General features: G+C 69.8%; 12 protein-coding genes and 1 pseudogene. 5 read left to right on the plus strand and 8 right to left on the minus strand.

Annotated elements, in window-relative coordinates:
• Both L0P92_RS34030 and L0P92_RS34035 read right to left on the minus strand, forming a co-directional pair.
• On the minus strand, positions 1 to 730 hold a 730-nt coding region (locus L0P92_RS34030), incomplete at its 3' end, for a serine hydrolase domain-containing protein (protein ID WP_234766910.1).
• 19 nt (positions 731 to 749) lie between these two features.
• Positions 750 to 1220: a GNAT family N-acetyltransferase gene (locus L0P92_RS34035; RefSeq protein ID WP_234766911.1), complete on the minus strand. Its 471-nt coding sequence runs from the start codon at positions 1218 to 1220 to the stop codon at positions 750 to 752.
• Between the two features lie 97 nt (positions 1221 to 1317).
• Between L0P92_RS34035 and L0P92_RS34040 the strand changes: the two genes are divergently transcribed.
• Positions 1318 to 1827 carry a MerR family transcriptional regulator gene (locus tag L0P92_RS34040; protein ID WP_234766912.1) on the plus strand — a complete coding sequence of 170 codons (510 nt, stop codon included), beginning with the start codon at positions 1318 to 1320 and terminating at the stop codon, positions 1825 to 1827.
• The gene (locus L0P92_RS34045; protein WP_234766913.1) at positions 1824 to 2837 is read left to right on the plus strand and encodes an aldo/keto reductase; all 1014 of its coding nucleotides are present in this window, start codon (positions 1824 to 1826) and stop codon (positions 2835 to 2837) included. The genes L0P92_RS34040 and L0P92_RS34045 overlap by 4 nt, the downstream gene beginning before the upstream one ends.
• 118 nt (positions 2838 to 2955) lie before the next feature.
• Here L0P92_RS34045 and L0P92_RS45810 read toward each other — a convergent pair whose 3' ends face one another.
• The 4 genes and pseudogenes from L0P92_RS45810 to L0P92_RS34060 all read right to left on the minus strand — a co-directional run bounded on the left by L0P92_RS45810 (position 2956) and on the right by L0P92_RS34060 (position 5818).
• Positions 2956 to 3132, minus strand: coding sequence for an SHOCT domain-containing protein (locus L0P92_RS45810; RefSeq protein ID WP_372497373.1), 177 nt, complete (start codon positions 3130 to 3132; stop codon positions 2956 to 2958).
• A gap of 57 nt (positions 3133 to 3189) precedes the next feature.
• Positions 3190 to 3822 (minus strand): annotated as a pseudogene (locus L0P92_RS34050) (DUF4429 domain-containing protein); the annotation flags it as partial.
• A gap of 57 nt (positions 3823 to 3879) precedes the next feature.
• The gene (locus tag L0P92_RS34055) at positions 3880 to 5097 is read right to left on the minus strand and encodes an alpha/beta hydrolase (protein WP_234766914.1); all 1218 of its coding nucleotides are present in this window, start codon (positions 5095 to 5097) and stop codon (positions 3880 to 3882) included.
• A gap of 94 nt (positions 5098 to 5191) precedes the next feature.
• Positions 5192 to 5818, minus strand: coding sequence for a TetR family transcriptional regulator (locus L0P92_RS34060; protein WP_234766915.1), 627 nt, complete (start codon positions 5816 to 5818; stop codon positions 5192 to 5194).
• A gap of 66 nt (positions 5819 to 5884) precedes the next feature.
• On the opposite strand from L0P92_RS34060, the gene L0P92_RS34065 reads away from it, so the two are divergent.
• On the plus strand, positions 5885 to 7504 hold the full coding sequence (locus L0P92_RS34065) for an MFS transporter (RefSeq protein WP_234766916.1): 1620 nt from the start codon (positions 5885 to 5887) through the stop codon (positions 7502 to 7504).
• A gap of 213 nt (positions 7505 to 7717) precedes the next feature.
• The gene (locus L0P92_RS34070; RefSeq protein ID WP_234766920.1) at positions 7718 to 8023 is read left to right on the plus strand and encodes a small hydrophobic protein; all 306 of its coding nucleotides are present in this window, start codon (positions 7718 to 7720) and stop codon (positions 8021 to 8023) included.
• Between the two features lie 517 nt (positions 8024 to 8540).
• Here L0P92_RS34070 and L0P92_RS34075 read toward each other — a convergent pair.
• Complete coding sequence (locus tag L0P92_RS34075) at positions 8541 to 9302, minus strand: potassium channel family protein (protein WP_234766917.1); 762 nt, start codon at positions 9300 to 9302, stop codon at positions 8541 to 8543.
• Between the two features lie 93 nt (positions 9303 to 9395).
• Positions 9396 to 12143, minus strand: coding sequence for a pyruvate dehydrogenase (acetyl-transferring), homodimeric type (aceE, locus tag L0P92_RS34080; RefSeq protein WP_234766918.1), 2748 nt, complete (start codon positions 12141 to 12143; stop codon positions 9396 to 9398).
• 363 nt (positions 12144 to 12506) lie between these two features.
• Between aceE and L0P92_RS34085 the strand changes: the two genes are divergently transcribed.
• Positions 12507 to 12941 (plus strand): DUF3052 domain-containing protein, encoded by a 435-nt coding sequence (locus L0P92_RS34085; protein WP_190068584.1) that lies wholly within the window; start codon positions 12507 to 12509, stop codon positions 12939 to 12941.
• Positions 12942 to 13676 lie beyond the last annotated feature (735 nt).

Genomic DNA, 13676 nt, shown 5'->3' on the forward strand with positions numbered 1-13676 from the left:
CCGCCCACCCCGCGTCCGGGTCGATCCACAGGAACGTCCCCGACTGCCCGAAGTGCCCGAAGGTGCGCGGCGAGGACGAGGCGCCCGTCCAGTGCGGCGACTTGCCGTCCCGGATCTCGAAGCCGAGCCCCCAGTCGTTCGGGTTCTGGTGCCCGTACCCCGGCAGCACGCCCTTCGTCCCCGGGTACTGCACGGTCATCGCCTCGGCGACCGTCCGCGGGTCCAGCAGGCGCGGCGCCTGCACCTCCGCCGCGAACCGCAGCAGGTCCTCGACCGTCGACACCCCGTCCTTCGCCGGTGAGCCCTCCAGCGAGGTGGCCGTCATGCCCAGCGGCTCCAGCACCGCCTGCCGCAGATACTCCGCGAACGGAATGTCCGTCGCCTTGGCGACGTGGTCCCCGAGCTGCTCGAACCCGGCGTTGGAGTACAGCCGCCGCTCCCCGGGCGGTGCCGTCACCCGGTGCTCGTCGAAGGCCAGCCCCGAGGTGTGCGCCAGCAGATGCCGCACGGTCGCTCCGGCAGGCCCGGCCGGCTCGTCGAGCTCGACCGCCCCCTCCTCGTACGCGACGAGCACGGCATACGCGGCGAGCGGCTTGGTGACCGAGGCGAGAGGAAAGCGATGCCCTACAGGGCCGTGGGTCCCCAGGACGGTGCCGTCGGCTCGTACGACACCCGCCGCCGCGGTGGGGACCGGCCATTCTTCGATCAGCGCGAGGCTCTGCAAGGACATGCCCACGAGCCTAAGCCGCTCAGAGCTTCAGAATCATCGTGGGGTCCGGCTTGTGGACGAAGCCCATGGCGGCGTAGAGCGGCTCGGCCTCGGCGGACGCGGTGAGCATGACCTGCCCGGCGCCCCGCTCCCGGAACCACACCAGCAGCTCGTCCATGCACGCGCGCGCGTACCCGCGCCGCCGGGCCTCGGGGTCGGTGGCGACGCTGAAGACGTACCCGGTCAGCCCGCCCGGATTGCCCGCCTTCCCGATCCGGTAGTCGATCGTCCCGACGACCAGTGCCGCCAGCGCCCCCGGCCGGTCCGGGTGATCGACCACGAACGCCGCGAAGTCCCCGTCCGCCTCGCCCAGCTTCCCGCGCAGGACCGGCAGGGAGTCCGTGTGCCAGTCCGTCGAGCTGTCTCCGCCGGGCAGCGCGTCGATCATCACCTGGCGCAGACGCAGCACTTCCTCCGCGTCCTCGGGCGTGGCACGGCGTACGAGACTCATGTCCCGCACGCTAACCACGGCGATCACGCCATGTCCCGTGGTTTTCTTACCGTTTCCGCTTGCTTGGAGCGCACTCCAAGGTCATAGCGTTGAGCGCATGACGGTGATGGAGACCACGAGTACCAGGACCGACAGCTGCGCCGCCCCGCCGCACCCGCACCGGCGGCCGGAAGGCCAGGACAGCTACACGATCAGCGAGGTCGTCGCCTTCACCGGTCTGACGGCCCACACCCTGCGCTGGTACGAGCGGATCGGCCTCATGCCGCACATCGACCGCTCGCACACCGGCCAGCGCCGCTACAGCAACCGTGACCTGGACTGGCTCGACCTCGTCGGCAAGCTGCGGCTCACCGGCATGCCGGTCGCGGACATGGTCCGGTACGCGGAACTGGTGCGCGAGGGCGACCACACGTTCGGCGAGCGCTTCGAGCTGCTGGAGACGACCCGCCGCGACGTCCTCGCCCGGATCGCCGAGCTCCAGGACACGCTCGCCGTACTCGACCGGAAGATCAGTTTCTACGCGGACGCGGGGCGTCTGTACGAGCAGGACAAGATGGGCAAGACGGCCAACACGGGCAACACGGAGAAGGTGGAGAAGGCCGGATGACGGACAGCAGGATCGCGACGGCACGACTCGGCGCGACGGGCCCCGAGGTCGGCGTCCAGGGCCTCGGCTGCATGGGCATGAGCTTCGCGTACGGCCCCTCGGACGCGAACGAGTCGAGGGCGACCCTGGAACGGGCCCTGGAACTGGGTGTCACGCTGTACGACACGGCGGACGCCTACGGGGCGGGCGAGAACGAGAAGTTCCTGTCGCCGTTCTTCAAGGCACACCGGGACGAGGTCGTCATCGCCACGAAGTTCGCTCTGGCGATCCCGCCGGACGACCCGACACGCCGGGTCATCCGCAACGACGCGCCCTACATACGCCAGGCCGTGGAGGCGAGCCTGCGCCGCCTGGACGTCGATGTCATCGACCTCTACTACATGCACCGCCGCGACGTGACCGTCCCCATCGAGGAGACGGTCGCCGTGATGGCAGACCTGGTCCGCGAGGGCAAGGTCAAGTACCTGGGCCTGAGCGAGGTGACGGGCGGGGAACTGCGGGCCGCGCAGGCCGTCCACCCCATCGCAGCCGTGCAGTCGGAGTGGTCCCTGTTCAGCCGCGACATCGAGGCCAACGTGGTCCCGACCGCCCGCGACCTGGGCGTCGCCCTCGTCCCGTACTCCCCGCTGGGCCGCGGCTTCCTCACCGGCTCCTTCGCCAAGGCCGAGGACCTGACGACGGACGACTTCCGCCGCCAGCAGCCTCGTTTCACGGGTGAGAACGCGAAGGCGAACGTCATTCTCCTGGACCCGATCCGCAAGGTCGCCGAGGCACACGGGTCCACGCCGGGCCAGATCGCGCTGGCCTGGGTACAGCAGCAGGCAGCGGTGCACGACCTCCCAGTCATCCCGATCCCGGGCACCCGCAAGCCGACCCGAGTGGAGGAGAACGCGGGCGCGACCCGAATCGTCCTGGGCGAGGAGGACATGAAGCTCCTGGAGCCGATCGCAGCACAGGTGGCAGGAGACAGGTACGCGGACATGCGGTTCGCATCAGCGGGCCGCGAGTAGAGGTCTTTTGTCCTTTAGGGGCGCGGGGCTGTGTCGATATGCGGCTCCGCCGCGTGGGCGCGACCAGCCACAACGGACCCGCACCCGCCCCCCAACCGAACCCGGCAATCGCTGCGCGCTAAAGCTGCGCCAACAACTCGGCCTTCTTGACGGAGAACTCCTCATCCGTCACCAACCCCGCCTGATGCAACTCCCCGAGATGCCGAATCCGCTCGGCGATATCCGCAGGGTCCCGGCGCGGCACCCCCGCCGCCGGGACAGTCGCCGCCCCCGCGGAGCGCACCGCGGACAACACCGCCGCGGCGAACGGCAACGACTCGTGCACCGGCCCGTACCCCAGCCCGAACACCACCGCGGCCGGATCGTGATCGACCTGCTCGGGCACGGGCCGCCCGTCCACGCCGTCCCGTCGGAGCAACCGCAGATACCCCTCGAAGACCTCGGGCGACCGCCACTCGACCCCGCTCAACTCGGCGACGGAGAAGCTCTGGTCCCCCGCCTTCCACTTCGCCGAGGACGCACCGGTCCAGAACCACCGGAAGCGCACCGTCTGCCCGTCGAAGGACGCCTTCGCGTCGTACGCCTTGAACTGCAACGGCACCTCGGGAGCCCCGACGAGGAACTCCTCGGCCGGCCCCGACTCCTTCAGCTCCGCCCGCAGCTCGTCGGCGTAGTACTCGGCCAGCGTCTCGCGTTCGGCCGGCAGCACCAGCCGATACGGGTCGCCGCCCTCCTTCAGCTGCCCTGCCGCCGCCTCCATCAACGGATCCGCGCCGGGCCGCAGCTCCAGGCGCAGCACCACGGTCCCGCGCCTGCCCGGCGTCAGCGTCACCCCGCCGATCGCCTCGAGAGGCACTCGGCGTTCCCCGAGCGCCTGGAAGAGCTTGGGTGTTCGAATGCCTCGTTCGTAGCGGATGAGCACGGAGTCGGACTCGAACTCCCAGGCGGCATGAAATCCGGCCAGTACGTCACCCATGCGGCTCATCGTATGCGGCACGTGCTCCTCCGTCGCCACCCCGCGCACACCGCTATTCCTGCGCTTCTACGCGCGTCCGGCCGACGCCGTGTCGGACAAACCCGCCCGACAGGCCTCGGCATCGTCCGCGCACCGCACCGAGCGGTACGCGCCAACCCCGATCTCGGCGAAGTTCGCCACGCTGTCCGTGCCCGGCTCGAAATAGCCGCCGTGCCCCTTGGCCTCCCGCGCCGACAGCACCCGCGCGCCGAACACCGACGACACCGGGTCCTCCCCGTGTCCCAGCCCGCCGACCTCGAGATACGGCACGTCCTGCACCCAGTCGTCGGCGTCCCGCATCGCCCACACATGCGCGGACGTACGCAGATGGGAGGCCTTCGAGACCCGCATGCCGGGGCTGCCGGCCACCGCTATGTCGGCCACCCGGTCCGGCAGCGTGGGCGCTGCGATCCCGCACAGCACCGAGCCGTAGCTGTGGCAGAAGAGGGAGACCGGCGAGGCACCGGGCAGGCCCCGCACCAGCGCCTCCAGCCGTACGGCCCCGCTCGCGGCCCGCATCGCCGTGGCCGAGTCGATGCCGAGCCCGCTCGGCGCCGTGTAGTCGGCCCAGGCGATCACGGCCGTACGCGTCGACGGGCTGGCCTCGCGCTCGGCGGCGTACAGGGACTGGGCCATGCCGACCGGCGCGGAGTACTTGCGGCTGGTGCGCTGGAAGGTGAGCAGGTCGGTGTCGACGCCGGGGACGACGACCGAGATCCGCTCGGCCCTGGTCAGGTCGCCGAACACCTCGGCGGCCCGCCCCGAGCCCTCGGGGTCGAAGGCGAGGATGTTCCGGTTCGTCTGCATCATCGACTCGAAGCGGTGCATACGGCGGCCCGCCTCGCGCTGCCCGTCGGGCGTGAGCTTCTTGTCGTACATGCGTTTGCGCTCGACCTCGCGCGCCTCCTGGAGGGCGAGGCGGTTGGCGCGGTAGCGCAGGTCGACGGGAGCGCCGTTCATGTTGCCGATCGCGAGCGGATAGCGGCGTACGAGGTCGATGCGCTGGGGGTCGGTGAGCGAGGCGAAGAACCGGGCGAGCCGTGTGGGGGAGGAGGCCGCGGTCGGCAGCCGGTGTCCGGCGACGCTGCCGTCCTCCCAGGCGCTGAGCGAGGCCTGGAGAGGGGAGGCGGTGCGGTGGTGGCGCAGGGCGGTCCAGCCCGTGGTCGCCAGCATCACGAACACCACGGCCAGTGCGAGCAGAGCGCGCCAGACGCTGAGTTGCGGAGACGTGTCGAAGGAAGTCACTGGGAGGACACACTAGGAGAACGGCAGGGTCTCGCGTTAACCAAGTGACGGGTATCACGTTTCGGTCAAGGTGGCGTTCAACACGCCGGTGACCTCAGTGTGTTCGCCAGCTCTCGCTGAGTGCCGGGCCGACCTGTTCGAGATATGAGACGGTCAGTGCCCGCATGGCGTCGAGACTGAAGTCCTCCCCGACGCTCCACTGACGCTCTGTCAGCCGCATCACACCACCGAAGACGGCCACCGCCAGCCGTGGCCGCGGATCCGTGTCCATGTCGACGCCCTCACGCTCGGCGAGGATGGCCGCCATCTCCTCCTCCACCTCGACCGATCGGCGCAGATGGGCGGCGAGCAGGGCGGGCGTCGACTCGACCATCCGGCACATGCGCAGATACAGCTCGACCGGCGCGATGGCCTCGATCACGTCGTTGAGCGTGTCCCAGCCCTCCACCACCGCCTGCCGCAGCGCCTCCATCGGGGCCTCGTGCGGCGGGCGCTCGCGCACCGACTGCAGGAAGTGCGCCACCGTCACCTCCATCAGGGCGAGGGCCGCCTCCTCCTTGCCGGCGAAGTAACGGAAAAATGTGCGCTGCGACACATCGACGGCCTCCGCGATGTCGTCGACGGTGGTGCGCTCGTACCCCTCGGTGGTGAAGAGCTCCAGCGCGGTACGCAGCAGTGCTTCCCGGGTGCGCTGCTTCTTGCGTTCGCGCAGTGTTTCCATAGGTGTCAGTTACCGACTTGTGAATTGGTTTGTCAATTGTCAGTGGCTGTCATTAGCCTCGAACGCATGACTAGTCAGACCACCATCAAGACGACGGGGCCGGGGGACCGGGCACCAGTAGCCCCGTCGGATGAGACGCCGGCCAAGGGGCTGCGCGGCCACCCTTGGTTCACCCTCATCACCGTCGCGGTCGGGGTCATGATGGTGGCCCTCGACGGCACCATCGTGGCCATCGCCAACCCGGCCATCGGCGATGATCTGAAGGCCAGCCTCTCCGAACTCCAGTGGATCACCAACGCCTACTTCCTCGCCCTCGCGGTCTCCCTGATCACCGCGGGCAAGCTCGGTGATCGCTTCGGGCACCGCCAGACCTTCCTGATCGGCGTCGTGGGCTTCGCCGCCGCCTCCGGTGCGATCGGCCTGTCCGGCAGCATCGCGGCGGTCGTCGTCTTCCGTGTCCTCCAGGGCCTGTTCGGCGCGCTGTTGATGCCGGCCGCGCTCGGCCTGCTGCGGGCGACCTTCCCGGCCGAGAAGCTCAACATGGCCATCGGCATCTGGGGCATGGTCATCGGCGCCTCCACCGCCGGCGGCCCGATCCTCGGCGGTGTCCTCGTCGAGCACGTCAACTGGCAGTCGGTGTTCTTCATCAACGTGCCGGTCGGCATCCTCGCCCTCGTCCTCGGCCTGCTGATCCTGCTCGACCACCGTGCCGAGAACGCCCCGCGCTCCTTCGACATCCTGGGCATCGCCCTGCTGTCGGCCGCCATGTTCTGCCTGGTCTGGGCGCTGATCAAGGCGCCCGAGTGGGGCTGGGGCGACGGCAAGACGTGGCTGTTCATAGCCGGGTCGGTGGTGGGCTTCGCGCTCTTCGCCTTCTGGGAGACCAAGGTGCGGGAGCCGCTGATCCCCCTCGCCCTCTTCCGCTCGATCCCGCTGTCGGCGGGCGTGGTGCTGATGGTGCTGATGGCCATCGCGTTCATGGGCGGCCTGTTCTTCGTGACGTTCTACCTGCAGAACGTCCACGACATGAGCCCCATCGAGGCCGGTCTGCACCTGCTCCCGCTCACCGGCATGATGATCGTCGGCTCGCCGCTCGCGGGCGCGATGATCACCAAGCTCGGCCCACGGGTCCCGCTGGCGGGCGGCATGGCGCTCACCGCCATCGCCATGTACGGCATGTCCACGCTGGACACGGACACCGGCAGCGCCGTCATGTCCCTCTGGTTCGCCCTGCTCGGCCTCGGCCTCGCGCCGGTCATGGTCGGCGCCACGGAGGTCATCGTCGGCAACGCGCCTATGGAGCTGTCCGGTGTGGCCGGCGGTCTCCAGCAGGCCGCGATGCAGATCGGCGGCAGCCTGGGTACGGCCGTGCTGGGTGCCGTCATGGCCTCCAAGGTCGACAGCGACCTCGCCGGCAACTGGACGTCCGCGGGGCTGCCGCCGCTGACCGCCGCGCAGGAGGCCCAGGCCTCGGAGGCGGTCCAGGTCGGCGTGGCACCGCTGGCCCCGGGCACGCCGGAGGCCGTCGCCGCGAAGATCACGGACGTGGCGCGTGACACGTTCATCTCGGGCATGAGCCTGGCGTCCCTGGTCGCCGCGGGTGTCGCGGTCGTCGCGGTCTTCGTGGCCTTCCTCACCAAGCGGGGGGAGAACGCGGAGGCGGGCGCGGGGGCGGCGCACATCTGACGCGAACGGAGGGGTCGGACAGGGGAGTTCCCCTATCAGGGTGACAACCCCGAAGATCCCTCCCATCCGGCATGCGCCGCAGGTCACAGTGGGTCAAGCCAGGGCCTGCGGCGCGCTGCCGGAGGGGGTCAGCGCGCCGCGGCCCGGACGCGCAGGCATGAGAAGCGCACCGTGGGTACTCGCCAAGTCGAACGCCGGATCAGGGAGTTGACTATGGCGGGCTTCGGACACGGCACGCGCAGGCACCCCCGCTCACGTGGCCGGACGTGGTCACGGACCGGGCCGGATCGCGCGACCCTGGGGATCATCGGAGCCGTCTGCGCGGTCGCCGGATTCTTCGTACTGGGCATCATCCTCGGCCCGGTGGCGATCGTGTGCGGCTGGCTGGCCATGAACCGAACCTGGTCAGGAGCCCGCCCCGTCCCGGCGTTGATCGCCGTCGTCCTGGGCGCGATCGACACCCTGCTGGCGATCATCTGGCTGACAGGCACGATGACGCCGGGCACGGGCCTGTTCTGACGCCCTGGGAGCCAGGACTTCGGCTTCGACGGGCGTCAACGCCCTGGGGCTGGGGGCTTCGGCTTCGACGGGCGTCAACGCCCTGGGGCTGGGGGCTTCGGCTTCGACGGGCGGCTGCGGGGCTGTTCTGACGCCTTGGGGCTCGGGGCTTCGGCTTCGACGGCGGCTGCGGGCAGTACGTGGCCGATCGCGCAGTTCCCCGCGCCCCTGAGGTCGGCCGCGGCCCCGCCAGCCATCCGGCCAGGTCGGCCCATCCACTCAACCCACTCGCCCCGCGCCAGTGCACGCCGCTCGGCTTGCGGCAGCGCGAGCGGCCCAAGCTGCGGGTGCCCGGACGGGTCCGCCCAGTCTGCTGCCCTGCGCCGGTCCACGTCGCTCAGCCCGCGGCGGCCAGCCGGCTCGCCCAAGCTGCGGGCAGTCGTGCCGCTGGGGCGGCTCCCGACCCAAAGAGGGCGGTGCCCCGTGAGCGCCGGGCTGCGTGACCCACCCCAGGCGCACCTCAACGCCGGGCCACCCCCTAACGGACCTGTTCCTTGCCGACCTGCCCCGGCACCCCCGCCCCCGTCAGCGAAGCAACCTCCGCGCGGAGGGCGCGGACCTCCTCCGTCAGCAGTCGAATCGCCTCCGTCTGCCGCCGCTCCTCCACGTCGTCCTTCTCGAACCGCGCTATGAACCACGCGGCGATGTTCGCCGTCACCACACCCAGCAGTGCGATCCCGGACAGCATCAGCCCCACCGCGAGCATCCGCCCCACCCCCGTGGTCGGCGCGTGATCCCCGTACCCCACGGTCGTCATCGTCGTGAAGGACCACCACACCGCGTCACCCAGCGTCTTGATGTTCCCGTCCGGCGAGTCCCGCTCAACCGACAGCACGGCCAGCGACCCGAACATCAGCAGCCCCACCACCGCCCCGGCGACATACGTGGTCAACCGAATCTGCGAGGCCATCCGCGCCCGCTGCCCCACCAAAAGCAGCGTCGAAACGAGCCGCAGCAACCGCAGCGGCTGCACCAACGGCAGCAGCACCGCGCACAGGTCGAGCCAGTGCGTCCGTACGAACTCCCGGCGCCGCTCGGCGAGTACGAGCCGGACGACGTAGTCCAGCGCGAACGCGCCCCACACCACCCACTCCACCGCGAGGCACACCTCCACCACCGAGGCGCTCGCGTCGGGATGGACGATCGGCACCGCATAGGCCACGGCGAACACCAGGGCCAGACCGAAAAGGGGTCGCTGGGTATGCCGTTCCCAACGCGCTTGTGCCACGACTCGCTTCATGGCCGCATCGTAGGAAATGTGAAGGGGTGGTGTGCCCGCAGGTCACCCACGGGCACACCACCCCATCGAGCGGTTGACGGACGCCGGACGACCCTACGCGTCGCCCCCGGCCGCCCCCGGGTCCGCCGCCGACGCGTCGAGCAGCTGGTACCGGTCGATCGCCTGCTTCAGCACGGACCGGTCCACCTTCCCCTCCTTCGCCAGCTCGGTCAGCACCGCCACCACGATCGACTGCGCGTCGATGTGGAAGAAGCGCCGGGCCGCCCCACGGGTGTCGGCGAAGCCGAAGCCGTCCGCGCCGAGCGACTGGTACGTCCCGGGCACCCAGCGCGCGATCTGGTCCGGAACCGATCGCATCCAGTCGGACACGGCCACGAACGGCCCCTCGGCCCCGCTCAGCTTCCGCGTCACCCACGGCACCCGCTGCTCCTCCTCCGGGTGCAGCAGGTTGTGCTCCTCGCACTCCACGGCCTCACGCCGCAGCTCGTTCCACGAGGTCGCCGACCACACGTCGGCCTTGACGTTCCACTCCTCGGCGAGGATCTTCTGCGCCTCGACCGCCCAGGGCACGGCCACGCCGGACGCCATGATCTGCGCCGGGATGGCGCCGGAGGCTCCCTCGCTCAGCCGGTGGACGCCCCTGAGGATGCCCTCGACGTCGACGTTCTCCGGCTCGGCCGGGTGCTGGATCGGCTCGTTGTAGACGGTGAGGTAGTAGAAGACGTCCTCGCCGTGCGGGTGGTCCTCGGAACTCCCGTACATCCGCCGCAGACCGTCCTGCACGATGTGCGCGATCTCGTACGCGTACGCCGGGTCGTACGCGACACAGCCCGGGTTCGTCGAGGCGAGCAGCTGCGAGTGGCCGTCCGCGTGCTGCAGGCCCTCACCGGTCAGCGTCGTACGGCCGGCGGTCGCCCCCAGCACGAAACCGCGCGCCAACTGGTCGGCCATCTGCCAGAACTGATCGCCGGTGCGCTGGAAACCGAACATCGAGTAGAAGACGTAGACCGGGATCAGCGGCTCGCCGTGCGTGGCGTACGCCGAACCCGCCGCGATGAGGGAGGCGGTGCAGCCGGCCTCCGAGATGCCGTCGTGCAGCATCTGGCCCTGCGGGGACTCCTTGTACGCCAGCAGCAGTTCGCGGTCGACCGACTCGTACTGCTGGCCGAGCGGGTTGTAGATCTTCGCACTCGGGAAGAACGAGTCCATGCCGAACGTGCGGTACTCGTCCGGCGCGATCAGCACGAACCGCTTGCCGATCTCCTTGTCCCGCATGAGGTCCTTGAGGAGCCGGACAAAGGCCATGGTCGTCGCGATGGACTGCTGGCCCGTGCCCTTCTTCACGGTCGCGTACGTCTTGTCGCCCGGCAGTGGCAGCGGCTTGGAGCGCACGACACGCGTCGGGACGTAACCGCCGAGCCCCTTGCGGCGGTCGTGCATGTACTGGATCTCCTCGGAGTCCCGCCCCGGGTGGTAGTACGGCGGCACCCCGCTCTCCAGGTCCTTGTCGGCGATCGGCAGGTGCAGCCGGTCGCGGAAGCGCTTGAGGTCGTCGACCGTCAGCTTCTTCATCTGGTGCGTGGCGTTGCGGCCCTCGAAGTTGGGACCGAGCGTCCAGCCCTTGATCGTCTTGGCCAGGATCACCGTCGGCTGGCCCTTGTGCGCCTTGGCCGCGGAGAACGCCGCGAAGATCTTCTTGTGGTCGTGACCGCCGCGGCCCAGGTGCAGGATCTGGTCGTCGGTCAGGTCCTCGACCATCGCGCGCAGCCGCTGGTCGTCACCGAAGAAGTGGTCGCGGATATAGCCGCCGGTCTCGGTGGCGTACGTCTGGAACTGGCCGTCCGGCGTGGTGTTCATCCGGTTGACCAGGATGCCGTCGCGGTCCTGCGCGAGCAGCGGGTCCCAGGTGCGATCCCAGATCAGCTTGATCACGTTCCAGCCGGCGCCGCGGAAGATCGACTCCAGCTCCTGGATGACCTTGCCGTTGCCCCGCACCGGGCCGTCGAGGCGCTGCAGGTTGCAGTTCACGACGAAGGTGAGGTTGTCCAGGCCCTCGCGCGCGGCGATGGAGAGCTGGCCCAGCGACTCCGGCTCGTCCATCTCGCCGTCACCGAGGAACGCCCACACCTGCGACTTGGAGGTGTCCGCGATGCCGCGCGCCTCCATGTAGCGGTTCATCCGCGCCTGGTAGATCGCGCCGATCGGGCCGAGGCCCATCGACACCGTCGGGAACTCCCAGAAGTCCGGCATCGACCGGGGGTGCGGGTAACTCGACAGGCCGTACCGCGCCTTCGACTTCTCCTGGCGGAACGCGTCCAGGTTCTGCTCGCTGAGGCGGTCCAGCAGGAAGGCGCGGGCGTAGATGCCCGGCGAGGCGTGGCCCTGGAAGAAGACCTGGTCGCCGCCGTCGCCCTCGTCCTTGCCCCGGAAGAAGTGGTTGAAGCCCACGTCGTAGAGCGAGGCGGAGGACGCGAAGGTGGCGATGTGACCGCCGACGCCGATGCCGGGACGCTGGGCCCTGGACACCATCACCGCGGCGTTCCACCGGGTGGCGTTGAGGATCTTGCGCTCGATCTCCTCGTTGCCCGGGAAGAACGGCTCGTCCTTGGTGGCGATCGTGTTGACGTAGTCCGTGCTGCGCATCTCGGGCACGGCGACACGCTTCTCGCGGGCCCGCTCGATCAGTCGCAGCATCAGATAGCGGGCCCGCTCCCGGCCGCGCTCGTCCACGGCGGCGTCGAGGGAGTCGAGCCACTCCTGGGTTTCCTCGGGATCGAAGTCAGGAACCTGACTCGGAAGGCCGCCAATGATGATCGGGTTGCGATCGGATCCGGAAGCCACGCTGGTCCTTACCTGTCAGAGGGCTGTGTTTCGGGGGTTTCTGGGCGTCTGCACCGCTCCCCATCGTGTACCTCGGGGGGCCAAACGTCATCTCTACTGCGAGGTAACCGTTTCCTGGTCAACGGTGGAGCCGCAACGTATGGTTCCCAAACGCACAAAGGGGGCAGATTGGTGTGGTGCGCGTCACCCTGAGACGATGAGGGCGTGCCTGGAGTTGCGGTGACACGTTCACGATCGTCACCGTTTCGGCGGTCTGAACGGCCGGGTACTTGCGCGATCCGCCCCGCCCGTGTGGACTACGGCCAATGCTTCGCGCACGCGCGTGGCTGAGTTATTTCCCAAGACATGATCAGGAGGCAACCCGTGAGCGCGACCGCGGACCACGCGGAGGAGCGGACCCTTGCCGAGAGGCTGGGGTTCCAGCCCGAGCAGGTGGTCCAGGAGATCGGCTACGACGACGACGTAGACCAGGAACTCCGCGAGGCCATTGAGTCAGTCACCGGCACAGAACTCGTGGACGAGGACTACGACGACGTTGCCGATGCCGCGGTGCTGTGGTTCCGCGACGAGGACGGCGACCTGACGGATGCGCTGGTGGATGCCACCACGTACATCGAAGAGGGCGGCGCGATCCTGTTGCTGACGCCGAAGACCGGCCGTGACGGCTACGTGGAGCCGAGCGACATCTCTGAAGCCGCGACCACGGCGGGGCTGTCGGCGTCCAAGAGTGTCAGCGTCGGCAAGGACTGGAGTGGCAGCCGGCTGGTGACGCCCAAGGCCGCGAAGTCCAAGAAGTAGCGGTTCGGAAGCGGGTGTCGGCTGAAGGGCTGGTGTCGGCTGGGTGGCCGTCCCTGGGGGCTGCACCCCCAGACCCCCGCATCGGCCCTCCGGGCCTCGTCCTCAAACGCCGGACGGGCTGAAAAGGCCGGGCCGGGCTGAAAAGCCCGACCCGGCCTTTGCGTCGTCCGGCCCCCTGCCCAGCATCCCGCTCCGCGTCCGACCCCGCGTCCCGCCCGGCGTCTGCGTCCGCCCCTGCGTGCCGCTCCGGGTCTGCGTCCGCCCCCGCGTGCCGCTCCGGGTCTGCGTCCGCCCCCGCGTGCCGCTCCGGGTCTGCGTCCGCTCCTGCATCCGGCCTCGCATCCTGCATCCGGCCTCGCATCCTGAGTCCGGCCTCGCGTCCGGCCCGGCGTTTGCGTCCGTTCTCGTGTCCGGCCTCGCGTCCGCGTCTGTCCTCCGTCCGCCCCCTGCCTCCGCGTCCGGCCTTGCGTCCTGGGACGGCCCGTGCGTCCGCGTCCGGCGCTCGCCCCGGCGTCTTGCGCTCGTCCCGGCATCCGCGCCCCTGCCCCCGCGTCGGCGCCCGCCCCGGCATCAGCGCCCCGCCCTCGCATCCCGCGTCTGGCCACGCGACTGGTCCGGCGTTTGCGTCCGTTCCCGTGTCCGGCCTCGTGTACGCGTCCGCCCTCCGTCCGCTCTCCGCCCCTACGTTCGCGTCCGGCCTAGCGTCCTGGGACCGCTCGCCCCGGCGTCCGGCGC

The sequence above is a fragment of the Streptomyces muensis genome, from assembly GCF_021474425.1.
Lineage (GTDB): Bacteria > Actinomycetota > Actinomycetes > Streptomycetales > Streptomycetaceae > Streptomyces > Streptomyces muensis.

Excerpts from the sequence above, each read along its gene's own strand:
- L0P92_RS34035 (WP_234766911.1), bottom strand. The coding sequence starts at position 1,220 with ATGAGTCTCGTACGCCGTGCCACGCCCGAGGACGCGGAGGAAGTGCTG.
- L0P92_RS34040 (WP_234766912.1), top strand. The coding sequence starts at position 1,318 with ATGACGGTGATGGAGACCACGAGTACCAGGACCGACAGCTGCGCCGCC.
- L0P92_RS34045 (WP_234766913.1), top strand. The coding sequence starts at position 1,824 with ATGACGGACAGCAGGATCGCGACGGCACGACTCGGCGCGACGGGCCCC.
- L0P92_RS34060 (WP_234766915.1), bottom strand. The coding sequence starts at position 5,818 with ATGGAAACACTGCGCGAACGCAAGAAGCAGCGCACCCGGGAAGCACTG.
- L0P92_RS34065 (WP_234766916.1), top strand. The coding sequence starts at position 5,885 with ATGACTAGTCAGACCACCATCAAGACGACGGGGCCGGGGGACCGGGCA.
- L0P92_RS34070 (WP_234766920.1), top strand. The coding sequence starts at position 7,718 with ATGGCGGGCTTCGGACACGGCACGCGCAGGCACCCCCGCTCACGTGGC.
- L0P92_RS34075 (WP_234766917.1), bottom strand. The coding sequence starts at position 9,302 with ATGAAGCGAGTCGTGGCACAAGCGCGTTGGGAACGGCATACCCAGCGA.